Source organism: Salmonella sp. 32120201201600049SM, from assembly GCF_017572835.1.
In the GTDB taxonomy this organism is placed as follows: domain Bacteria; phylum Pseudomonadota; class Gammaproteobacteria; order Enterobacterales; family Enterobacteriaceae; genus Salmonella; species Salmonella enterica.
The window spans coordinates 18024-42953 of sequence record NZ_JAGESA010000002.1; the positions used below are offsets into that span (position 1 = coordinate 18024).

The 24930-nt window shown below is 54.9% G+C and carries 13 protein-coding genes and 1 other RNA gene; 11 read left to right on the top strand and 3 right to left on the bottom strand.

What is annotated here, in order from left to right:
- The first annotated feature begins 14 nt into the window (after nt 1-14).
- Nucleotides 15-1301 (top strand): HlyC/CorC family transporter, encoded by a 1287-nt coding sequence (locus J4650_RS06095; protein WP_127172650.1) that lies wholly within the window; start codon nt 15-17, stop codon nt 1299-1301.
- 119 nt (nt 1302-1420) lie between these two features.
- Complete coding sequence (locus J4650_RS06100; RefSeq protein ID WP_001287928.1) at nt 1421-2026, top strand: hypothetical protein; 606 nt, start codon at nt 1421-1423, stop codon at nt 2024-2026.
- Between the two features lie 34 nt (nt 2027-2060).
- On the opposite strand, the gene grpE is transcribed toward J4650_RS06100, so the two are convergent.
- Nucleotides 2061-2651 carry a nucleotide exchange factor GrpE gene (grpE, locus tag J4650_RS06105; protein WP_001518875.1) on the bottom strand — a complete coding sequence of 197 codons (591 nt, stop codon included), beginning with the start codon at nt 2649-2651 and terminating at the stop codon, nt 2061-2063.
- 123 nt (nt 2652-2774) lie between these two features.
- On the opposite strand from grpE, the gene nadK reads away from it, so the two are divergent.
- The 3 genes from nadK to bamE all read left to right on the top strand — a co-directional run bounded on the left by nadK (nt 2775) and on the right by bamE (nt 5887).
- On the top strand, nt 2775-3653 hold the full coding sequence (nadK, locus tag J4650_RS06110) for an NAD(+) kinase (RefSeq protein WP_001059155.1): 879 nt from the start codon (nt 2775-2777) through the stop codon (nt 3651-3653).
- An 85-nt stretch (nt 3654-3738) separates the two neighbouring features.
- Nucleotides 3739-5400 carry a DNA repair protein RecN gene (gene recN, locus J4650_RS06115; protein WP_000880965.1) on the top strand — a complete coding sequence of 554 codons (1662 nt, stop codon included), beginning with the start codon at nt 3739-3741 and terminating at the stop codon, nt 5398-5400.
- Between the two features lie 148 nt (nt 5401-5548).
- Nucleotides 5549-5887 carry an outer membrane protein assembly factor BamE gene (gene bamE, locus J4650_RS06120; RefSeq protein WP_001203445.1) on the top strand — a complete coding sequence of 113 codons (339 nt, stop codon included), beginning with the start codon at nt 5549-5551 and terminating at the stop codon, nt 5885-5887.
- Nucleotides 5888-6052: 165 nt separating this feature from the next.
- Here bamE and J4650_RS06125 read toward each other — a convergent pair whose 3' ends face one another.
- Nucleotides 6053-6343 carry an RnfH family protein gene (locus tag J4650_RS06125; RefSeq protein WP_001112990.1) on the bottom strand — a complete coding sequence of 97 codons (291 nt, stop codon included), beginning with the start codon at nt 6341-6343 and terminating at the stop codon, nt 6053-6055.
- A complete protein-coding gene (locus J4650_RS06130) occupies nt 6333-6770 on the bottom strand; it encodes a type II toxin-antitoxin system RatA family toxin (protein WP_001537508.1) in 438 nt (145 codons plus the stop codon). The genes J4650_RS06125 and J4650_RS06130 overlap by 11 nt, the downstream gene beginning before the upstream one ends.
- A gap of 188 nt (nt 6771-6958) precedes the next feature.
- On the opposite strand from J4650_RS06130, the gene smpB reads away from it, so the two are divergent.
- The 6 genes from smpB to ssrA all read left to right on the top strand — a co-directional run bounded on the left by smpB (nt 6959) and on the right by ssrA (nt 24789).
- Entirely contained in the window at nt 6959-7441 is a 483-nt protein-coding gene (gene smpB / locus J4650_RS06135) for an SsrA-binding protein SmpB (RefSeq protein WP_001518569.1), read from the top strand.
- 617 nt (nt 7442-8058) lie between these two features.
- Nucleotides 8059-19533 (top strand): biofilm-associated protein BapA, encoded by an 11475-nt coding sequence (gene bapA, locus J4650_RS06140; RefSeq protein WP_023993987.1) that lies wholly within the window; start codon nt 8059-8061, stop codon nt 19531-19533.
- 64 nt (nt 19534-19597) lie between these two features.
- Nucleotides 19598-21007 (top strand): TolC family outer membrane protein, encoded by a 1410-nt coding sequence (locus tag J4650_RS06145; RefSeq protein WP_023993986.1) that lies wholly within the window; start codon nt 19598-19600, stop codon nt 21005-21007.
- Nucleotides 21004-23184, top strand: a complete 2181-nt coding sequence (locus tag J4650_RS06150; RefSeq protein ID WP_023993985.1) for a type I secretion system permease/ATPase — start codon at nt 21004-21006, stop codon at nt 23182-23184. The genes J4650_RS06145 and J4650_RS06150 overlap by 4 nt, the downstream gene beginning before the upstream one ends.
- A gap of 7 nt (nt 23185-23191) precedes the next feature.
- A complete protein-coding gene (locus J4650_RS06155; protein WP_072095627.1) occupies nt 23192-24355 on the top strand; it encodes an HlyD family type I secretion periplasmic adaptor subunit in 1164 nt (387 codons plus the stop codon).
- Nucleotides 24356-24426: 71 nt separating this feature from the next.
- Nucleotides 24427-24789, top strand: a transfer-messenger RNA (tmRNA) gene (gene ssrA / locus J4650_RS06160).
- The last annotated feature ends 141 nt before the right edge of the window (nt 24790-24930 follow it).

A 24930-nucleotide genomic window follows, 5' to 3' on the forward strand; every position in this document is an offset into this window, starting at 1 on the left:
TAAAGGAGTTTCCCCTGGAACACATCTCCACCACCACGCTGATTATCATATTAATCATCATGGTGGTCATCTCGGCCTATTTTTCCGGTTCCGAAACTGGAATGATGACGCTAAACCGTTACCGTTTACGCCATATGGCGAAGCAAGGTAATCGCTCGGCAAAACGGGTAGAAAAATTACTGCGTAAACCCGACCGACTGATAAGCCTGGTGCTGATCGGCAATAACCTGGTCAACATTCTTGCCTCGGCGCTCGGCACGATTGTGGGTATGCGGCTTTACGGCGACGCTGGCGTGGCTATCGCCACCGGGGTACTGACGTTTGTCGTGTTAGTTTTTGCCGAAGTCCTGCCCAAAACTATCGCCGCGCTCTATCCGGAAAAAGTGGCCTATCCCAGCAGCTTCCTGCTGGCGCCGTTACAGATACTGATGATGCCGCTGGTGTGGTTACTTAACACCATCACCCGCCTGCTGATGCGTCTGATGGGAATTAAAACGGACATCGTGGTCAGCGGGTCGTTAAGCAAAGAGGAATTACGCACTATCGTGCATGAATCCCGTTCGCAAATCTCTCGCCGCAATCAGGATATGCTGCTGTCGGTTCTCGATCTGGAAAAGGTCAGCGTGGATGACATCATGGTGCCGCGTAATGAAATTATCGGGATCGATATCAATGACGACTGGAAGTCTATCGAGCGGCAGCTCACCCACTCGCCGCACGGACGCATTGTGCTCTATCGCGATTCGCTGGATGACGCCATCAGTATGCTGCGCGTGCGTGAAGCCTGGCGGTTAATGGCCGAGAAAAAAGAGTTCACCAAAGAGATGATGCTGCGCGCCGCCGATGAAATCTATTACGTCCCGGAAGGTACGCCGCTCAGTACGCAACTGATTAAATTTCAGCGCAATAAAAAGAAAGTCGGACTGGTCGTCAATGAGTATGGCGATATCCAGGGGCTGGTCACCGTTGAAGATATTCTCGAGGAGATCGTTGGCGACTTCACCACATCGATGTCGCCGACACTGGCAGAAGAGGTCACGCCGCAAAACGACGGTTCGGTCATTATTGACGGTACCGCCAACGTCCGGGAAATCAATAAAGCGTTTAACTGGCACCTGCCGGAAGATGACGCGCGCACCGTCAACGGGGTGATTCTGGAGGCGCTGGAGGAAATTCCGGTTGCTGGCACGCGCGTGCGCATTGAGCAGTACGATATCGATATTCTCGATGTACAGGAAAATATGATTAAGCAGGTAAAGGTTGTACCGGTAAAACCGCTGCGCGAGAGTGTGGCGGAGTAACACAATGGCGAACTCCGGTTCGCCTTTTTATCGCCGTCTTTTAAGATTCCATCAATTCCAGCCATTTACTTAACAATGCAATAATGTCTTTTCAGGCATTCAGAAAGGATATTGATGTTATGTCAGAAGATTATGTAATTGAATGGGATAAGAATTTTGCAGACGACCTCAACGTCGTCGCCAGCGTTTTTTTATCGCACAACCCAACCTTATGGCCCACTATTTTCTCTCAACTTTCGACGCAACCTGAAATCTTTGAAGACGAAGATGAAGACGAATATGGGTTGCAGGACGTCCTGGATTGTAGCGGTGGCGATCTCGGAAATAACGATCTGGCACAGGCATTTTTACAAGTTCTACGCGGCGAAGGATTTATTCACCTCGTTGACTGGAAAGGTGAAGATGAAGAAGGCGAACTGGCTAATTTTGCCGCAGATCGCTTTTATGAACTCACAAAAAACCTGACGGATTCTGAGGAATTAAGAAATCTTCTTGTCGAAATAACCCAAGAGGATGAAATCTCCGATGTCTGTGAAGCCGGGGACCGTTACCTTGACGAGATCTTTGAACGCATCCAGACCGAACTCAATAAGAGGGGCTTCCAGATTTTTGATCTGAATGAAGGATCTGACACCTATAATGTGGTCGTTCTGCCAATGAGCGAATATAAAAAAATAGAGGATTTCAACACGCCGTGGCTGGAAGTGCAGGATTTTTTAAGCTAAAAAAATGGCCGACTTTACATCGGCCATCAGACTTTTACTTCGCCTTCGCTACCGTCACCATCGCCGCGCGAATGGTACGACCGTTCAGCGTATAGCCTTTCTGCATAATACCCAGCACATTGCCTGCCGGAACCTCTTCCGACTCCACCATCGCAATCGCCTGATGCACGTTCGGGTCCAGCGGCACGTTGGTCTCAGCAATCACTTCCACGCCGAACTTACGCACCACATCCAGCATAGACTTCAGCGTCAGCTCAATCCCTTCGACCATTGCCGCCATATCCGGATTGGCTTTGTCTGCGACTTCCAGCGCGCGATCCAGGCTATCGATTACCGGCAGCAATTCGTTGACGAATTTCTCGAGAGCAAATTTATGCGCTTTTTCGATATCCTGTTCAGTACGACGGCGCAGGTTTTCCATTTCCGCTTTGATGCGCAACACGGTGTCGCGTTCGCGAGTCTGGGCTTCTGCAAGCTGAACTTCCAGATTCGCAATTTTTTCATCGCGCGGATCCACCTGCTCAGCAGAATCGTTTGGTTCAACTGCCTCAACCTCTTCGTGCTGATCCATGATAATTTCTTCCGGGGCTTGCCCCTCAGGCGTTTTCTGTTCTTTACTACTCATGAATTTCTCCGCGTTTTTTTTCGCATTCATCTCGCTAACTTCGCTTATTATGGGGATCAGATTCAGGGTTTCAAGGGAAGTACTCACATTGTCATCAATCTTCGCTACAAGGACCTCAGAAAAATGAATAATCATTTCAAGTGTATCGGCATTGTGGGGCATCCGCGTCATCCCACCGCACTCACGACACATGAAATGCTCTACCGTTGGCTATGCGATCAGGGTTATGAGGTCATTGTGGAGCAACAAATCGCCCACGAATTACAGCTAAAAAATGTGCCAACCGGCACGCTGGCGGAAATTGGTCAACAGGCGGATCTGGCGGTAGTCGTGGGCGGCGACGGCAATATGCTTGGCGCAGCGCGTACGCTGGCGCGTTATGACATCAATGTGATTGGCATTAACCGCGGTAATCTTGGCTTCCTGACCGATCTCGATCCGGACAACGCCCTGCAACAATTATCTGATGTGCTGGAAGGGCGCTATATCTCCGAAAAACGTTTTCTGCTGGAAGCGCAGGTCTGCCAACAGGACCGCCAGAAGCGTATCAGCACAGCCATTAATGAAGTAGTGCTGCATCCGGGAAAAGTGGCGCATATGATCGAATTCGAGGTTTATATTGATGAAACCTTCGCTTTTTCACAGCGATCTGATGGTCTGATCATTTCTACGCCGACCGGCTCCACCGCCTATTCGCTCTCCGCAGGCGGCCCTATTCTGACCCCTTCACTGGATGCCATCACCCTGGTGCCGATGTTCCCGCATACCTTGTCTGCGCGCCCGTTAGTCATTAACAGCAGTAGCACGATTCGTCTGCGTTTTTCGCATCGCCGTAGCGATCTGGAAATTAGCTGCGACAGCCAGATAGCGCTGCCTATTCAGGAAGGAGAAGATGTGCTGATTCGCCGCTGCGATTACCATCTCAACCTCATACATCCCAAAGACTATAGCTATTTCAATACATTAAGCACAAAACTCGGTTGGTCAAAAAAATTATTCTAATTTTACGTTAGCCTCTTTACTGTATAAAAAACCAGTTTATACTGTATTTAATTACAGTCATGGTTTTTCATACAGGAAAACAGCTATGTTGGCGCAACTGACCATCAGCAATTTTGCTATCGTTCGTGAGCTTGAGATCGATTTTCAGAGCGGAATGACCGTCATTACTGGTGAAACCGGCGCGGGTAAATCTATTGCGATTGATGCCCTGGGTCTGTGTCTGGGCGGTCGCGCTGAGGCCGATATGGTCCGTACCGGAGCGACCCGCGCCGATTTGTGTGCCCGCTTTGCACTGAAAGACACGCCTGCGGCATTGCGCTGGCTGGAAGAAAACCAGCTTGAAGAAGGTCGCGAATGCTTACTTCGCCGCGTTATCAGCAGCGATGGTCGCTCACGGGGCTTTATTAACGGCACCGCTGTGCCCCTGTCTCAATTGCGTGAGCTCGGTCAGTTGCTGATTCAAATTCACGGTCAACATGCGCACCAGCAGCTTACCAAACCCGAACAGCAAAAATCGCTGCTGGATAGCTATGCCAACGAAGCCGCTTTAGCGCAGCAGATGGCTGCCCGCTACCAATTATGGCATCAAAGCTGCCGCGATCTCGCCCATCACCAACAACAAAGCCAGGAACGCGCCGCGCGCGCGGAACTGCTGCAATATCAGTTAAAAGAGTTGAACGACTTTAATCCGCAGGCCGGCGAATTCGAGCAAATTGACGAAGAGTACAAACGGCTGGCCAACAGCGGGCAGTTGCTTACGACCAGCCAGAACGCTCTGGCGCTACTCGCGGACGGCGAAGACGTTAATCTGCAAAGCCAGTTATATAGCGCAAAACAACTGGTTAGCGAGCTGGTGGGTATGGACAGCAAGCTTTCCGGCATCCTGGATATGCTGGAAGAAGCCACTATCCAACTCACCGAAGCCAGCGATGAATTACGCCACTATTGCGAGCGTCTGGATTTAGACCCCAATCGTCTGTTTGAGCTTGAACAGCGCATCGCTAAACAAATTTCGTTGGCGCGAAAACATCACGTCAGCCCGGAAGCGCTGCCGCAGCTTTATCAGTCACTGCTCGAAGAACAGCAGCAGCTCGACGATCAGGCCGATTCGCTGGAAACGCTAACGCTGGCGGTTAATAAGCATCACCAACAAGCGCTGGAAACGGCGCAAGCACTGCATCAACAGCGTCAGTTTTACGCCCAGGAGCTGGGGCAGTTGATCACTGAAAGTATGCATTTACTTTCGATGCCGCACGGTCTGTTTACTATCGACGTGAAATTTGATGAGCATCATCTGAGCAACGACGGCGCCGATCGCGTGGAGTTTAAAGTGACGACAAACCCAGGTCAGCCGCTGCAGCCTATCGCTAAAGTCGCGTCTGGCGGTGAACTGTCGCGCATTGCGCTGGCTATTCAGGTGATTACCGCGCGCAAAATGGAAACGCCGGCACTGATTTTTGACGAGGTCGATGTTGGCATCAGCGGCCCAACCGCCGCCGTGGTCGGTAAACTCCTGCGTCAGCTTGGCGAATCCACTCAGGTGATGTGCGTCACTCACCTGCCACAGGTAGCCGGGTGCGGTCACCAGCACTTCTTTGTCAGTAAAGAAACAGACGGGGCAATGACCGAAACCCATATGCAACCTTTGGATAAACGTGCGCGTTTACAAGAACTGGCCCGCCTGTTGGGAGGAAGTGAAGTTACGCGTAATACGCTGGCAAACGCAAAAGAACTGCTGGCGGCGTAAACTTTTTTATCTCCCGAAGGTCTGAGTTCACAACAAAAACGCCGTAAGACCCGACAGCAAAAGGTTTTAAAGTGATGAAAGGTCTATTATCATCGGCATATTAATATGAGCCACGTACTGCTCAGGCCCGAAAAGGAACCCAATCACTATGCGCTGTAAAACGCTGACTGCTGCCGCAGCAGTACTCCTGATGTTGACCGCAGGCTGTTCCACTCTGGAGCGAGTGGTTTACCGACCTGACATCAATCAGGGGAACTATCTTACACCTACGGATGTCGCCAAAGTGCGTGTTGGTATGACGCAACAACAGGTTGCGTATGCTTTAGGCACGCCGATGATGACCGATCCTTTTGGTACGAACACCTGGTTTTATGTCTTCCGCCAGCAGCCAGGACATGAGAACGTGACGCAGCAGACTCTGACGCTCACCTTTAACAGCAGCGGCGTGTTAACCAATATTGATAACAAACCGGCGTTGACGAAGTAATTTTGTGATACCGCCTGATGAGGTTACGTTCATCAGGCCTGCAAACCTCTCCCCCGCCATTTGGTACGAATTTGCCTGATGGCGCTACGTTTATCTGGCTTACAGGCACGCCTGTGCTTCAGGTGTGGTACGGCTTTCACACCGTTATCCGGCAAAAGAGGCTAATTATCTGCCAGCCGATTTTTCGGCACGCTGGCGGCGTAATGCTTTTGGATCGGCGATTAAGGGACGGTAAATTTCAACCCGATCGCCATCCTGCACCGTATCGGTGAGTTTTACCGGACGACTGTAGATACCTACTTTATTTTTCGCCAGATCGATATCCGTGCGCAATTCCAGCAAGCCGGAAGCGCGAATCGCCTCTTCGACCGTCGCGCCCTCCTCCAGCGTTACGCGCTGCAAATACTGCTTTTCCGGCAGCGCATAAGCCACTTCAACCACAAGTTTATCCGGCACGGTAAACCTCTTTGGCGCGAACCGTAAACGCCTGCACCATGTTGGACGCTAACTCTTTGAATATACGACCAAACGCCAGCTCAATGAGTTTATTGGTAAACTCAAAATCAAGCTGAAACTCAATGCGGCACGCCTCGGGGCTGAGCGGGGTAAATTTCCAGCCGCCGATCAGCTTTTTAAAGGGGCCATCCACCAGATGCATCAGAATGCTCTGGTTACGCGTTAGCTGATTACGCGTCGTAAACGTCTTGCTGATACCCGCCTTCGACACGTCAACAGCCGCCGTCATCTGTGCTGGCGATGACTCCAGGACGCGACTACCAACACACCCAGGCAAAAACTGGGGATACGATTGCACGTCATTCACTAACTGATACATCTGTTCCGCACTGTAGGGGACTAAAGCAGTCCGACTAATCTGAGGCATAGCAATTCCCATCAACATAAATCGTGTAAATAATACCACTTATCAGCGAGTAAAAAAAATGCTGTCCCCAACCGTCATGCCTTAATTGTGCGTGCATAGCCCAACTCATGCTAAGATAGATTTTTGCACCTCATCAGGACGTAATGGGGTGTTTTCGATATCAGATTACCTATGAATTCACGACACTTATGACGAAGAAAAAAGCACATAAACCGGGCTCAGCCACCATCGCGCTGAATAAGCGCGCCCGGCACGAATACTTTATCGAAGAAGAGTTCGAGGCTGGTCTCGCCCTGCAAGGCTGGGAAGTAAAATCTCTGCGCGCAGGAAAAGCCAATATCGGCGACAGTTACGTTATCCTCAAAGATGGCGAGGCCTGGCTGTTTGGCGCAAACTTTACGCCGATGGCGGTCGCCTCGACACATGTCGTATGCGACCCAACCCGAACCCGCAAACTGTTGTTAAATCAGCGTGAGCTTGATTCACTGTATGGCCGTATTAATCGTGAAGGTTATACTGTCGTCGCGCTTTCTCTGTACTGGAAAAATGCCTGGTGCAAAGTGAAGATCGGCGTGGCGAAAGGTAAAAAACAACATGATAAACGTTCCGATCTTAAAGAACGTGAGTGGCAACTGGATAAAGCACGCATTATGAAAAATGCAGGCCGATAATAGACATTTTTGTGACCAGCTTCTCAGTATGAAGCTGGTCAATATTCATATCTCATGCATGCCTCGAAAATATATTCTCTGTGTCTGACGCTTATCAATAGCAATAAATACCACACCACAACAAGAATATATTCTTTGTTTAAAAATTTTTATAGTCTAATAACACAATACTTCAAATGATTTTTATAAAATTTAATATTGCTGAATACCTTCACAAAAAGTATTGTTTTTATGTTAAAAGAGAAAAAGAAGAAAAAATTAAAATTCATTATAAAACATAAAGATAAATAAAAAAATATCATGTATTGTTAGCCCACCCTACATCTCCTTAACACAAACTCCGTTATATTTCAGACGCACTAACACCTTTATCAATAGATCTTAATTTGCAGAAAGATTTTTTTCTGACTATATCATCTAATACGAAAGCACTAGTCAGGCACAAAAAACAAAGGGTTATTCGGCGAGAAAACCAGACCTTCACCTACGCTCATAAAAAAGAATATGGCTACGGAAATTCATCTCTCATGATGAACGGGAAGGCTCGTCTACGCATTTTGCCCTGAACGTCGTGCCCGTTAATTAATACACAGAGCAAATCCATCAGGAGCTAATTTATGCGTCTACTCGCCGTGGTTTCGAAATTGACTGGCGTCTCCACCACTGTGGAATCCTCAGCGGTCACTCTTAACGCCCCGTCAATTGTTAAATTATCAGTGGCCCGGGAGGAAATTAGTCAACTTACGCGCATTAATCAGGATCTGGTGGTGAGGCTCCATTCCGGCGAAACGATCACGATTAAAAACTTTTACGTTACCAACGATCTGGGCGCAAGCCAGTTAGTACTGGCGGAAAACGATGGCACGTTATGGTGGGTAGAAAATCCGCAAGCCGGGCTACATTTTGAACAAATCGCTGATATTAATGAGCTGCTGGTCACTTCTGGCGCTTCCCATGAAGCAGGCGGCGCCGTTTGGCCGTGGGTACTGGCTGGCGCGGTGGCGGCTGGCGGCATTGCCGCTATCGCGTCTGCCGGCGGCGGCGATTCCCATCATCATTCGGATGGCGATAATCCGCCCCCCAATAACACCAATCCTGACGGTAATCCCCCTGATAACAGCAATCCCGGCGGCAGTAACCCTAACGGCAATACTCCAGGTAGCAGTAATCCTGTAGATACTACCCCGCCTCTCGCTCCCGGCAACTTGTTGATTTCAGCGGACGGAAAAACGGTAAGCGGGCAAGCCGAAGCGGGCAGTACCATTACCATTAAAGATCCTTCAGGTAACGTCGTTGGCGAGGGCAAAGCGGATAGCGACGGTAAATTTAGTATTGATCTGACAGCGCCACAGATTAGCGGCGAACAACTTACCGTGACCGCGACTGACGATGCCGGCAATACCGGCCCATCCGCAACCATTGATGCGCCCAACATTCCTCTCCCCGATACACCGGTTATCACCGCCGCTATCGATGATGCCGCTCCCCTCACCGGCACGCTGAGCAATAATCAGTTTACGAACGACAGTACCCCCACTCTGGAGGGCACCGGCAGCGCAGGCACAGTCATCCATATTTACGCCAATGGTCAGGAAATAGGCTCCACAACGGTTGATACCAGCGGAAACTGGCGTTTTGCCATTACCAGCGCGCTAGCGGATGGGGAAAATCATTTCACCGCCATTGCGACTAACGTTAAAGGCGAAAGTAGCGAATCAGCCCGCTTTACGCTGACTATCGACACACTCAGCCCCGATGCCCCACGCGTTGAACTGATTGCCGATAACACCGGTTTGCTCACCGGGCCGCTACAGAATAATGACCGGACTGACGAGGCAAAACCGCTATTTTCCGGGCAGGGAGAGGCAGGCAATACCATCACGATTAAAGAAGGTTCAACCGTTATCGGCAGCGCTACCGTAGACGAAAATGGACGCTGGACCTTTACGCCGACTACGCCGTTAAGCGATGGCGAACATACCTTTACCGTCGAACAAAGCGACAAAGCCGGAAACACGAGCCGCGTGACGACAACGCCTACTATCATTGTGGACACCACGCCACCGGACGCCGCTATCATTGATAATGTTGCGAAAGACGGCACAACCGTTAGCGGCACCGCTGAAGCTGGCAGTACCGTGTCGATCTATGACCCGGCGGGAAATTACCTGGGCTCCACGATTACCGGAGAAAATAACCACTTCAGCATCACGCTGAATCCGGCTCAGACCCACGGCGAGCGTCTGGAAGCGCGTATTCAGGACGCCGTCGGTAACATCGGCCCCGCCACGGAGTTTACCGCTTCTGACTCACAGTATCCTGCCCAGCCGACTATCCTTACCGTGACGGATGACGCTGGCGCCGTTACCGGGCTGCTGAAAAATGGCGATGCCACAGATGATAACCGCCCAACCCTCAGCGGTACTGCTGAACCAGGCAGTACGATATCGATTAACGATAATGGCTTTCCTGTAGCGACCTTTCCGCCCATTGTCGCTGACGCTGACGGCAAATGGAGCTTTACCCCCTCGCTGGCGCTTGCCGATGGCGACCATGTCTTTACCGCTACCGCGACCAACGATCGCGGCACCAGCGGGCAGTCCGTCTCCTTTACCATTGATATCGACACGCAGCCGCCGGTGCTGGAAGGCCTGACGGTTAGCGACGTCGGCGACAAACTCACCGGCACTACGGAAGCTGGCAGTACGGTGGTTATCAAAGATAGCCTGGGAAATACGCTCGGGAGTGGAACGGCAGGCGACGACGGCACCTTCTCAATAGGTATTAGCCCGGCGAAAATTAACGGCGAAACATTAAGCATTAGCGTTACCGATAAAGCCGCGAATAGCGGTCCGGTAGAAACGCTGAACGCGCCGGATAAAACTGCGCCTGCGGCACCGAACGGTCTTATCGTGGCGACCGACGGTCTGTCCGTAAGCGGTCAGGCGGAAGCCGGGGCAACGGTCACTATCCGCGACAGTAGCAACACCGTACTTGGCAGCGCCGTCGCTAACGGCAACGGACAATTTATCGTTCCGCTGAATACGGCGCAGACTAACGGCCAGGCGCTTATCGCTACCGCCACCGATGTCGCGAAAAACGAAAGCGCCGCCGCGACGGTTATCGCGCCGGACAGTACCGCGCCGGAAATGCCGAAAAACGTGGTAATTAGTGAGGATGGCACCAGTATCAGCGGCACCGCCGAACCGGGTAGCGCCATCACGATCGCCACGCCGGACGGCAAGCCGCTTGGCAGCGGCAAAGCAGATGGCGAAGGTCATTTTACCCTTCCCCTCGTCCCCGCACAGACCAACGGCGAACAGGTTACCGTCACCGCCACCGACAGCGCCAACAATGTCAGCCCGCCAACCACAGCGCAAGCGCCCGATATCACCGCCCCGGATAAGCCCATTATCACTCAGGTGTTGGACGATGTTGAAAGCTTCACCGGGCCGCTGGTGAACGGACAAACCACCAACGACAACCGTCCCACCCTTAGCGGTACGGCGGAGGCCGGCGCGCGTGTCGAAGTCTTTGATAACGGCGTTTCACTGGGACTCGCCACGCTACAGCCCAACGGTGCCTGGACGTTTACGCCGTCGCAAAATTTAGGTGAAGGCGCGCATCGACTGACCGTAATCGCAACCGACGCTAAAGGCAATGCCAGTCAGGCCGCGTCATTCGACCTGGTGGTCGATACACAATCGCCGCAGCAACCGGTAATCACCTTCATTACAGATGATGCGCCGGGTATTCTCGGTAGCGTCGCGCATCTGGGGCTCACTAACGACAGCACGCCAACGATTAATGGTACAGGTGAACCGGGTTCCACAGTACACCTGTATCAGAATGGCGCCCGGATAGCAGATATTATCGTCGGTAATTCCGGCGTCTGGAGCTACGCTTACACCACGGCCTCGCCACTGGCGGACGACACCTACACCTTTACCGTGACGGCCAGCGACAGTAACGGCAACACCACGCCTTTTTCGACCGATTTTACGATTACCATTGATACCCAGGCCCCTGCCGCCCCCGGCATTATCGGCGTAGCTGACGGCGACGGAAATACGATTGATACCAATCAGATTACCCAGGAATCCCAGCCCCGGTTGAGCGGTAGCGGCACCGCAGGCGACACAATCATCCTTTACGATAACGGCAATGCCATAGGTCAGGCGCTGGTCGGCACGGACGGGCGCTGGCAGTTTACGCCGCCTGCCGCGCTGGGCGACGGCGACCACCTTCTGACCGCTCGCGCCAACGATCCGGCGGGGAACGAAAGTCCCGAATCCCTCAGCTTTACCCTGCGCGTCGATACCCAGGTGCCGGATGCGCCGCAGATCGTGTCAGCCGCCATCACCGGCGGAGAAGGCGAGGTGCTACTGGCAAACGGCAGTATTACCAATCAGCGTATGCCGACCCTCAGCGGCACCGGCGAACCCGGCGCCATCATCACCCTGTACAATAACGGCGTAGAACTGGCTACCGTCCAGGTCAATCCACAGGGTAGCTGGACCTATCCGCTAACCCGTAATCTGAGCGAAGGATTAAACATCCTGACGGCCACCGCCACGGATGCCGCAGGCAATAGTAGCCCGACCTCCGGCGTTTTCTCCGTTACCCTTGATACCCAGCCTCCAGCGCAGCCTGACGCGCCGCTAATCAGCGATAACGTCGCGCCGGTTATCGGCAACATCGGCAATAATGGCGCAACGAACGATACCACGCCGACCTTCAGCGGCACGGGAGAGATCGGCAGCACGATTATTCTCTACAATAATGGCAGTGAAATTGGTCGCACAACGGTAGGCGATAACGGTAGCTGGAACTTTACGCCTGCGGCACTGACGCCAGAAACCTATACCATTACCGTCACGGAAACCGATATAGCGGGCAATATCAGTCCACCTTCCGCCTCAGTCACTTTTACGCTAGACACCACTGCGCCCGCCAATCCGGTTATCACTTTTGCCGAAGATAACGTCGGCGAAGTCCAGGATACTATTGTCAGCGGCGCAACCACTGACGACAATACACCGGTCATTCACGGCACTGGCGACATCGGCAGCATTATTACGCTCTATAATGGCAGCAGCGTTTTAGGCGTAGCCACCGTCGATGAGACCGGCACCTGGACGCTGCCGGTGACCAGCGCGTTGCCGGATGGCGTCTACACCCTGACCGCCATTGCCGCCGATGCCGCCGGAAACAGCAGCGGCGTATCGAACAGCTTTACCTTCACCGTCGACACCGTTCCGTTGCAGCCGCCCGTCGTCAATGAGATCCTTGACGATATTGCACCAGTGACCGGGCCATTAACCGATGGCGCCTTTACTAACGATCGGATGCTGACTATCAACGGCAGCGGCGAAAACGGCAGCACCGTCACGATTTACGACAATGGCGTGGCAATCGGTACAGCGGTCGTCACCGACGGGGCCTGGACATTCAATACGCCCGAATTGTCAGAAGTCAGCCATGCGCTAACCTTCAGCGCGACTGACGACGCTGGAAATACCACGGCGCAAACCCAACCGATCACCATTACCGTGGATATCACCGCCCCGCCCGCGCCAACGATCCAGACGGTGGACGACGATGGCACGCGCGTCGCCGGACTTGCCGATCCTTACGCTACCGTTGAAATTCATCATGCCGATGGCACCCTGGTCGGCAGCGCTGTCGCTAATGGTACCGGTGAATTCGTCGTTACGCTCAGTCCGGCGCAAACCGATGGCGGTACGCTGACGGCAATTGCTATCGATCGCGCGGGGAATAACGGCCCGGCTACGAATTTTCCCGCTTCCGACAGCGGTCTGCCCGCCGTCCCGGCCATCACGGCGATTGAAGATGATGTCGGGAGCGTACAGGGGAATATTGCGGCGGGCGGCGCCACGGACGACACCATGCCGACGCTGCGCGGCACCACGGATATCGGCTCTACCGTTGAAGTTTTCATTGATGGCGATTCGGCAGGCTTTGCCACCGTTGACGCCAGCGGGAACTGGATCTTTGAGATCGCGACGCCATTAAGCGAAAGCACACATTACTTCACCGTCCAGGCAACCAATGCGAATGGCCCGGGCGGCCTGTCCGCACCGGTCGGGATCACTGTCGATCTTAGCGCGCCGGCGCAACCGGTTATTACCAGCGCAACGGATGATGTCCCCGGCATGACCGGTACGCTGGATAACGGCGCGCTCACCAATGATTCACGCCCGACGCTCAACGGAACGGGAGAAGCTGGCGCCACGATCCGCATTCTGGATAACGGCGTAGAAATCGGTTCCGCCACGGTAGATCAAAGCGGCAACTGGCGCTTCACCCCGAACGCGCCGCTGGAGAGCAACGCGCACATCTTTACCGCCGTGGCGACCGATCCCGCTGGCAATAGCGGCCAGCCTTCGGACGGCTTTACGCTGAACATTGACGCGCAGGCGCCAGATGTGCCGGTTATCACGTCCGTGATTGACGATAACAATCAACCGACCGTTCCGGTGTTACCGGGGCAATCCACCGACGATCGGCAGCCAATACTGAACGGAACTGGCGAACCTGGCGCGACAATCACCATTTTTGATAACGGTACGCCGCTTGGCACGGCTCAGGTAGGCGAAAACGGTAGCTGGACCTTCCCGGTGCCCCGCAATTTGTCAGAGGGAAGCCATAATCTGACGGTTAGCGCTACCGATCCGGCGGGCAATACCAGCGCGGTCTCCGCGCCGTGGACGATCGTGGTCGATATTACGCCTCCGGCGATCCCGGTTCTCACCTCCGTCGTGGATGACCAGCCCGGAATTACCGGCAACCTGGTTAGCGGGCAGCTAACGAACGATGCGACGCCCACCCTGAACGGGCGCGGAGAGGCAGGCGCGACGATTAATGTCTATCTTGACGGTAATCCCGCGTCCATCGGTACCACGACGGTGAATAGCGACGGCACGTGGAGTTTCACGCCGCAGACGCCGCTTGCAAACGGTAGCCACACGTTCACCCTTAGCGCCACCGATCCGGCGGGTAATAGCAGCTCGGTGTCCAGCGGATTTGTGCTGACGATTGACGCCACACCGCCCGCCGCGCCGGTTATCGCCAGCGTGGCAGATAATACGGCGCCAGTAACGGGCATCGTCCCCAACGGCGGCTCGACGAACGAAACCCGACCAACACTCTCGGGTACCGGTGAGGCGGGTACAACCATCTCGATTTATAATGGCAGCGCGCTGGTCGGCACGGCGCAAGTTCAGGCCAACGGTAGCTGGAGCTTTACGCCGTCTACCTCGCTGGGCGCGGGCGTCTGGAACCTGACGGCGACAGCAACCGATGCGGCAGGCAATACCAGCGCCGCGTCCGAAATACGCTCGTTTACTATTGATACCACGGCTCCCGCCGCGCCTGTTATTGATACGGTCTACGACGGTACGGGCCCCATTACCGGCAATCTGAGTTCAGGACAGATCACAGACGAGGCGCGCCCTGTCATTAGCGGCACCCGTGAAGCCAACACAACTATTCGTCTCTACGATAACGGCACGCTGCTGGCTGAAATTCCCGCCGACAATAGCAATAGCTGGCGCTACACGCCCGATGCCTCGCTGGCGACGGGCAACCATGTAATCACCGTCATTGCCGTTGATGCCGCAGGCAACGCCAGCCCCGTTTCAGACAGCGTTAATTTCGTCGTCGATACCACGCCGCCGCTGACGCCGGTAATCACATCAGTCAGTGACGATCAGGCGCCAGGCCTCGGCACGATCGCGAACGGCCAAAATACCAACGATCCTACGCCAACCTTCAGCGGCACCGCAGAAGCCGGCGCCACGATTACGCTCTATGAGAATGGCACGGTCATTGGCACGACAACGGCTCAGCCTGACGGCGCGTGGAGCGTCTCCACCTCAACGCTGGCAAGCGGAACGCACGTCATCACCGCCGTCGCCACCGATGCCGCAGGAAACAGCAGCCCGAACAGTACAGCTTTCACCCTGACGGTCGATACCACCGCGCCGCAAACGCCAATCCTGACGTCCGTGGTGGATGACGTCGCGGGCGGGGTCACAGGAAATCTCGCTAATGGTCAGATAACCAATGATAACCGCCCCACGCTGAACGGCACTGCCGAAGCGGGCAGCGTGGTCAGTATCTATGATGGCAACACTCTGCTTGGCGTCACCTCGGCTAACGCGGGCGGCGCGTGGAGCTTCACGCCGACGACAGGGTTAAACGACGGCACGCGCATATTAACAGTGACCGCCACCGACCCGGCAGGCAACGTTAGCCCGGCCACCAGCGGTTTTACTATCGTGGTCGATACCCTTGCGCCAACGGTTCCGCTTATAACCAGCATCGTTGATGATGTCCCGAACAACACCGGCGCCATTGGCAATGGACAATCGACCAACGACACACAGCCGACGCTCAACGGTACCGCGGAAGCCAACAGCGCGGTAAGCATCTTCGATAATGGCGCGCTGGTCGCGACCGTGAACGCCAATGCCAGCGGCAACTGGAGCTGGACGCCAACCGCCGCGCTCGGCCAGGGAAGTCACGCCTATAGCGTTAGCGCCGCCGATGCGGCTGGCAACGTTAGCGCCGCTTCGCCATCGACAACGATTATCGTGGATACCATTGCGCCCGGCGCGCCCGGCAACCTGGTCATCAATACTACCGGTAATCGGGTGACGGGCACCGCAGAAGCAGGCAGTACAGTGACAATTACCTCTGAGACTGGTGTGGTACTGGGAACCGCCACCGCCGACGGTACAGGCAGCTTCACCGCCACTCTCACGCCCGCGCAGACCAATGGTCAGCCGCTACTGGCATTTGCCCAGGATAAAGCAGGCAACACAGGCATTGCCGCCGGATTTACCGCGCCCGATACGCGCGTGCCGGAAGCACCGATCATCACCAACGTAGTAGATGATGTGGGTATTTATACCGGCGCTATCGCCAACGGCCAGGTCACTAATGACGCACAACCCACATTGAATGGTACCGCTCAGGCGGGCGCCACGGTGAGCATTTATAACAACGGGGCGCTGCTCGGCACCACCACGGCGAACGCCAGCGGAAACTGGAGCTTTACCCCGACAGGCAATTTGACCGAAGGCAGCCACGCCTTCACCGCCACCGCGACTAACGCCAACGGAACAGGCAGTGTATCCACCGCCGCGACGGTGATTGTCGATACGCTGGCGCCCGGTACGCCGTCAGGTACGCTCAGCGCCGATGGCGGTTCACTTTCCGGGCAGGCAGAGGCAAACAGCACCGTAACCGTCACGCTGGCGGGCGGTGTGACGCTCACCACCACCGCCGGCAGCAACGGCGCATGGTCTCTCACCTTGCCGACAAAACAAATTGAAGGTCAACTCATTAACGTGACGGCCACTGACGCTGCGGGTAACGCCTCCGGCGCGTTAGGCATTACTGCGCCGGTTCTGCCGCTGGCGGCAAGGGATAACATCACCAGTCTTGATCTGACCTCTACCGCCGTCACCAGTACGCAAAACTATTCGGATTACGGCCTGCTGCTGGTTGGCGCGCTTGGCAATGTCGCCTCGGTTTTGGGTAACGATACCGCTCAGGTTGAGTTCACCATTGCTGAAGGTGGTACGGGCGACGTCACCATCGATGCCGCCGCAACGGGAATCGTGCTTTCGCTGCTCAGTACTCAGGAGATTGTGGTACAGCGCTACGACACCAGCCTCGGCGCCTGGACGACGATCGTCAACACCGCCGTTGGCGACTTCGCGAATTTGCTTACCCTGACCGGGAGCGGCGTTACCCTGAACCTGAGCGGCCTGGGCGAAGGCCAGTACCGGGTACTCACTTATAACACCAGTCTGCTCGCTACCGGGTCATATACCAGCCTGGATGTCGATGTACACCAGACCAGCGCAGGTATTATTAGCGGGCCAACCATCAGTACCGGCAACGTCATGGCTGATGATACCGCGCCGACGGGCACCACGGTCACCGCCATCACCAACGCCAACGGCGTCAGTACGCCGGTCGGCGCGGGCGGCGTGGATATCCTGGGGCAATACGGCACGCTGCACATTAATCAGGATGGCAGTTACACCTACACGCTGACTAAGCCCACGGCGGGATACGGACATAAAGAGAGCTTCACCTACACCATCACCCAGAATGGCGTCGGTAGCAGCGCCGCGCAACTGGTTATCAATCTGGGCCCTGCGCCTGTACCGGGCAGCGTGATAGCGACAGACAATAACGCCTCGCTGGTCTTTGATACTCACGTTAGCTACGTCAACAACGGTCCCTCGACACAAAGCGGCGTCACGGTATTAAGCGTCGGACTTGGTAATGTACTGAACGCGAATCTGCTTGATGATATGACTAATCCGATCATCTTTAACGTTGAAGAAGGCGCTACGCGAACCATGACGTTACAGGGAACCGTCGGCGGCGTCTCACTGGTTTCCACGTTCGATCTGTACGTTTATCGCTTCAACGATGCCATTCAACAATATGAGCAGTTCCGGGTGCAAAAGGGCTGGATTAACACCCTGCTGTTAGCCGGACAGTCCCAGCCGCTGACCCTGACGTTGCCTGGCGGCGAATACCTGTTCGTGCTGAATACCGCCAGCGGCATTAGCGTCCTCACTGGCTATACGCTGGCGATTTCCCAGGACCACACCTATGCCGTTGACAGTATCACCGCCAACACCACCGGCAACGTACTGACCAATGATGTCGCCCCTACGGACGCCCTCCTCACTGAAGTAAACGGCGTGGCGATTGCGGCGACCGGCACGACGGAGGTAAACGGGCTGTATGGCTCGCTCATCATTGACGCAAGAGGCAACTATACCTACACGCTGAAGAACGGCGTCGGCGCCGACAGCATTAAAACGCCGGACAGCTTTATCTATACGGTCAAAGCGCCAAACGGCGATACCGATACGGCCTCGCTCAATATCACGCCAACCGCCAGGGCGCTGGATGCGATTAATGATGTCAGCGATACCCTCAGCGTCGCCACGCTTCAGGATACCGCTGCCTGGCTGGACTCCAGCGTCGGCAGCGCCAGTTGGGGGCTACTCGGCAAATCGGGCAGCGGGAGCGGCACCTTTGACGTTGCAACGGGCACCGTACTTAAAGGCGCGTCACTGGTTTTTGATGTCTCCACGCTCATTACGCTGGGCAATCTGAATATTAGCTGGGCCATTCAGGAGAACGGGACCGTCATACGCAACGGAACCGTTCCGGTGGCGAATATCACGCTGGGCAGCGCGACGGTAACCGTTAACCTGAGCGGCCTGGAGCTGGATGCCGGAACGTACACGCTTAACTTTACCGGCACCAATACCCTGGCCGGGGCGGCGACGATCACGCCACGCGTCATCGGCACCACCGTCGATCTGGATAATTTTGAAACGTCCGGAACGCATACCGTTCTCGGCAATATTTTTGACGGCAGCGACGCGGCGGGGGCGATGGATCAGCTTAATACGGTGAATACCCGCCTGAGCATTAGCGGGTATAACGGCAGCGCCGCCACGCTGGACGCCGCGGCGAATACCACCAGCGCCACGATTCAGGGACATTACGGCACATTGCAAATTAACCTTGATGGCGCTTACACCTACACCCTGAATAATGGCGTCGCGATGTCGTCCATCACCAGTAAAGAGGTCTTTACCTATCAACTGGATGACAAGATGGGTCATACGGATAGCGCCACATTGACCATTGATATGGCGCCACAAATCGTCAGTACCAACCAAAACGATGTTCTCATCGGCTCCGCCTATGGCGATACGCTGATTTACCACCTGTTAAACGGCGCGGACGCGACCGGCGGCAACGGCGTCGATCGCTGGCAAAACTTCTCTACCGCGCAGGGCGACAAGATCGATATCCACGAACTGCTGACCGGCTGGGATCACCAGGCGGCGACGCTGGGTAACTTTGTTCAGGTTCATACCAGCGGCGCCAATACGGTGATATCCGTCGATCGCGACGGCGCCGGCAGCGCGTTTAAATCAACCGACCTTGTCACTCTGGAGAATGTGCAGCTCACGCTAAATGATCTGTTGCAGAACAACCACCTGATAACCGGCGGTTGATAAAAAAGCCCCGAACGCCACGACGTTCGGGGCAACAAGCGGTGATATTTAAAAGGGATAAACTATGGGAAGAGTCGCGCCTGTCGCCATCGTACTGGCATTTGCTTTGTTTCATCACCAGCCCCGGGGCGCAGAAGCGCCGCCAATGATTACATCCGAAGGATTAGCAACGGACCAGATGCTTCCTTCGCTGGATGGCTCCGCCGCTGAGTGGCCGCTCAGCGCCGCCGCGCCGGGCAACCTGACGCTCAATGACGCGGTCAATCGCGCCGTTAACTGGCATCCTTCTATTCGCGAAGCCATCGGCAAACTGCTCGCACAGAATGAACAAATAGAGGTCGCCAAATCGAAATATTATCCGCAAGTCAGCGCTGGCGTGAACAATGGGTACAGCAATACCTACACCGATCACGGGTATAGCCCCTCGCTAGTGCTGTCGGTATCGCAAATGCTTTATGACTTCGGCAAAGTGGCAAGCCAGGTTCGCGCCGAAACCGCAGGCGCAGCGCAGCAACAGGCCAATGTGTTGCTCAGTATTGATACCGTCGCGCACGAAACCGCCAACGCCATTGTACAAACGCAGAGCTGGCAGCAAATGGTAGAAGCGGCGGAAGAACAGCTCGTCGCGCTGGACGGCATCGGTAAACTTATCCGGCAGCGCAGCGATGAAGGCGCTACGTCGCTCTCTGACGTGGTGCAAACCGAAGCCAGAATCGAATCCGCCCGCTCGCAACTGGCGCAGTATCAGGCCAATCTCGACAGTGCGAAAGCCTCACTGATGAGCTGGCTGGGCTGGAATTCGCTTAACGGCATCAATAATGACTTCCCAGCGAAACTTGCTCGCAGCTGTGAGACGGCGACTCCCGACGATCGACTGGTGCCCGCGGTACTGGCCGCCTGGGCGCAGGCCAACGTTGCGCGGGCGAATCTGGACTATGCCAGCGCACAAATGACGCCGACGATTTCGCTCGAACCTTCTGTACAACATTATCTTAATGATAAATATCCCAGTCATGAAGTGCTGGATAAAACCCAGTATTCCACCTGGGTAAAAGTTGAGATGCCGCTTTATCAGGGCGGAGGGCTGACTGCCCGACGCAACGCCGCCAGCCATGCGGTAGACGCGGCTCAGTCGACCATTCAGCGCACCCGGCTTGATGTCCGCCAGAAACTGATGGAGGCGCGCAGCCAGGCAATGAGTCTTGCCAGCGCGTTACAAATCCTTCGTCGGCAACAGCAGCTTAGCGAACGCACGCGCGAACTGTATCAGCAGCAATACCTTGACCTCGGTTCCCGCCCGCTGCTCGACGTGCTTAATGCGGAGCAGGAAGTTTACCAGGCGCGTTTTGCCGAACTGCAAACGGAAAGCCAGTTGCATCAGTTGCAACTGAACTGTCTGTATAACACCGGCGCGCTTCGTCAGGCGTTCGCGTTAAATCATCGCAGCATTCAATCCGTGGAGATCCAGCCATGACCCGTGCCGCCCCCGATGTAGAAGAGGTACTCAGTGAGCGCGCGCTAAGCCAATGGGCGCAGGCCATCAGCTATGTCGCCGGTCATTATCGCGTTGCCTGTTCTCCCGGTTCAATTCAGGCCAACGCCCCGTGGTTTAGGGGTAAAAGCAGAACGACCGCCTTAACGCAGCTCGCGCGGCAGGCGGGTTTATCCTTTCATGCGCCGGACATAGACAAAACGGCATTTAGTCAGTGGCGATTGCCGTTGGTTGTCGAGCTCCGGGACGGGCTGTTATTGGTTATCGAACATGTTAATGGCGAAGATGCGGTAGACGTTTTTGTGATTGAAGAAGAGGGTCAGCGTAACCGCCTGACGCTCAGCGAGTTATTGCCGGAGATCCTCTATGTTGCCGCGCTACGCCCGCTATCGGCGCTCAAGGATAGCCGCGTCGACCGCTATATCTCCCGCTTTAAACCCGACTGGATGCGCGAGCTGGTTCTGCAGGATATTCGCCCTTATTTACCGGTAATGGTCGCCGCCTTTCTGATTAACGTGCTGTCGCTGGCCGGGATTGTGTTCTCTATGCAGGTTTACGATCGGGTGATCCCCGCTCAGTCATATCCTACCCTGTACGTGCTCTCCTTCGGCGTGCTGGTAGCGGTGCTGTTCGGTTTTCTGCTGCGTGAAGCGCGTACGCACATTATGGACGTGCTCGGTAAACGCGCCGATATGCGCATTTCCGATCGGGTATTCGGTCATGCGTTAAGGCTGCGCAACAGCGCTATCCCCCGTTCCACCGGCAGTTTTATCTCGCAGTTACGCGAACTGGAGCAGATCCGCGAGATGATTACCTCTTCAACGTTGGCGACCATTGTCGATCTGCCTTTCTTTTTCCTGTTTATGATAGTCCTGGCGATTATTGCCCCACCGCTGGCATGGATAGCGCCCGTGGCAGCTCTGCTGATGATCCTGCCGGGCGTCGCACTGCAAAAAAAACTGGCTGTCCTCGCCAACCAGGCCGCCCACGAAGCGACGCTACGCAATGCAGTCTTGGTCGAAAGCGTTCAGGGGCTGGAAGATATTAAACTGATGCAGGCGGAGAACCGCTTTCTTCAGCAGTGGAATAGCTATATCCGTATTACCGGCGAGTCGGGTCTACGCACCCGCAAACTCACACAAGGGCTTATCAGTTGGGGGATGTCGGTACAAAGTCTGGTGTATGCCGCGGTGATTATGTTCGGCGCGCCGATGGTCATTGAAGGCAGTATGACTACCGGCGCCGTGGTCGCCGCGTCGATGCTCGGCTCGCGGATGATCGCGCCAATGGCTAACCTGTGCGGCGTGCTGGCGCGCTGGCAGCAGGTGAAAGCGGCGAAGATGGGTCTCGACAACATTATGCAACTGCCCACCGAGACACAGCATGACGATAGCCTGATACACCGCGACATCCTCCACGGGCATTACCTCTTTGAAAACGCTCAGTTTCGTTACCATAACGACGATCAACGCATACCGCTGCGCCTCGTGCGTCTGGAGATCATGCCAGGCGAGCGGATTGCGATACTGGGGCGTAACGGCGCGGGTAAATCCACACTTTTACAGGCGATGGCGGGCGGCCTGGAGATGATTCAGGGAGATGCCCGGCTTGATAATCTCAGCTTGTCGCACATCGATATGGCGGATTTACGCCGCAACATCGGCTTTCTTAGCCAGAACGCGCAGCTTTTCTTCGGCACCCTACGAGAGAACCTGACGCTCGGCGCGCCGCACGCCAACGATGAACAGATTTTTGACGCGCTCGAAGTCAGCGGCGGCGCCGTCTTCGTCAGGCGGCTGGCAAAAGGGTTGGATCATCCCATTATGGAGGGGGGTAACGGCCTGTCCGGCGGGCAGCGTCAGTCCCTGTTGCTGGCGAGAATGCTGCTGCGCTCCCCCAATATTGTGCTACTTGACGAACCCAGCGCCTCGCTGGACGAGCATACGGAACGAGAGTTTATTCAGCGGTTACATCAGTGGCTTGGCAATCGAACCCTGGTCGTCGCGACGCACCGGGTACCAATACTGGAGCTGGTTGAGCGTGTCGTTGTCCTGAAAGAAGGACAACTGGTGATGGATGCGCCAAAAGCGCAGGCGCTTAACGCGGATCGGATGCAAAGTCACCGTCGGGAGTGGAAAAATGAAAATCAATCAGCATGATGCCGCGATGGACGATCCCGATATTCAGCGTGAACGGGCGTTTTCCGGCGCGGGTCGTATTGTTCTGATCTGCTCACTGTTATTTCTCATTTTCGGCATCTGGGCGTGGTTTGGCCGACTGGATGAGGTTTCCACCGGCAACGGGAAAGTGATCCCCAGTTCACGCGAACAGGTTCTGCAGTCGCTGGATGGCGGCATTCTGGCGCAGTTGACGGTGCGGGAAGGCGACAGAGTTCAGGCTAACCAGATTGTCGCCCGGCTTGATCCGACGCGTCTGGCGTCCAATGTGGGTGAAAGTGCGGCAAAATATCGCGCTTCACTCGCCTCCAGCGCACGGTTAACCGCGGAAGTCAACGACTTACCTCTCGCCTTCCCCGCTGAGCTGAACGGCTGGCCGGACCTGATTGCCGCAGAGACGCGTCTCTATAAAAGCCGCCGCGCGCAACTGGCCGATACCGAAGCCGAGCTACGGGATGCGCTGGCGTCGGTTAATAAAGAGCTGACCATTACCCAGCGGCTGGAGAAAAGCGGCGCGGCCAGTCATGTTGAAGTGCTACGCCTGCAACGACAAAAAAGCGATTTAGGCTTAAAAATTACCGATCTGCGCTCACAATATTATGTGCAGGCACGCGAAGCGTTATCGAAAGCGAACGCTGAGGTCGATATGCTCTCCGCCATTTTAAAAGGACGCGAGGATTCCGTCACCCGCCTTACCGTGCGTTCGCCGGTACGCGGCATTGTTAAAAATATCCAGGTCACGACGATTGGCGGCGTGATCCCGCCTAACGGCGAGATGATGGAGATAGTGCCGGTAGACGATCGTCTGCTGATTGAAACCCGCCTTTCGCCGCGTGATATCGCCTTTATTCATCCCGGCCAACGCGCATTGGTTAAAATTACTGCTTACGATTACGCCATTTACGGCGGGCTTGACGGCGTGGTGGAGACCATTTCACCGGATACCATTCAGGATAAAGTGAAACCGGAAATTTTCTACTATCGCGTATTTATCCGCACCCACCAGGACTATCTACAAAATAAATCAGGACGCCGTTTTTCGATTGTTCCAGGCATGATCGCCACGGTAGATATCAAAACCGGTGAAAAAACCATTGTCGACTATTTAATCAAACCGTTTAATCGCGCGAAAGAAGCGCTGCGCGAGCGGTAAATCGTTGAAGATAAGAAGATACGGGGGCTGGTCACGCATGTCACAAGTCTGTTATACTTACCTTACACATTGGGGCTGATTCTGGATTCGACGGGATTTGCGAAACCCAAGGTGCATGCCGAGGGGCGGTTGGCCTCGTAAAAAGCCGCAAAAAAATAGTCGCAAACGACGAAAACTACGCTTTAGCAGCTTAATAACCTGCTTAGAGCCCTCTCTCCCTAGCCTCCGCTCTTAGGACGGGGATCAAGAGAGGTCAAACCCAAAAGAGATCGCGTGGATGCCCTGCCTGGGGTTGAAGCGTTAAAACGAATCAGGCTAGTCTGGTAGTGGCGTGTCCGTCCGCAGGTGCCAGGCGAATGTAAAGACTGACTAAGCATGTAGTACCGAGGATGTAGGAATTTCGGACGCGGGTTCAACTCCCGCCAGCTCCACCAAATCATGATCCGGACACGTCCGGTGAAGTACAGAAAGCCCGCACGGCACAAGCCCTGCGGGCTTTTTTGTGTCTGTCGTTGTCCGAGAACATCCGGCTAAATCCGGTGATTATTGGTATACGTTTAGGTATACGGTAGGAT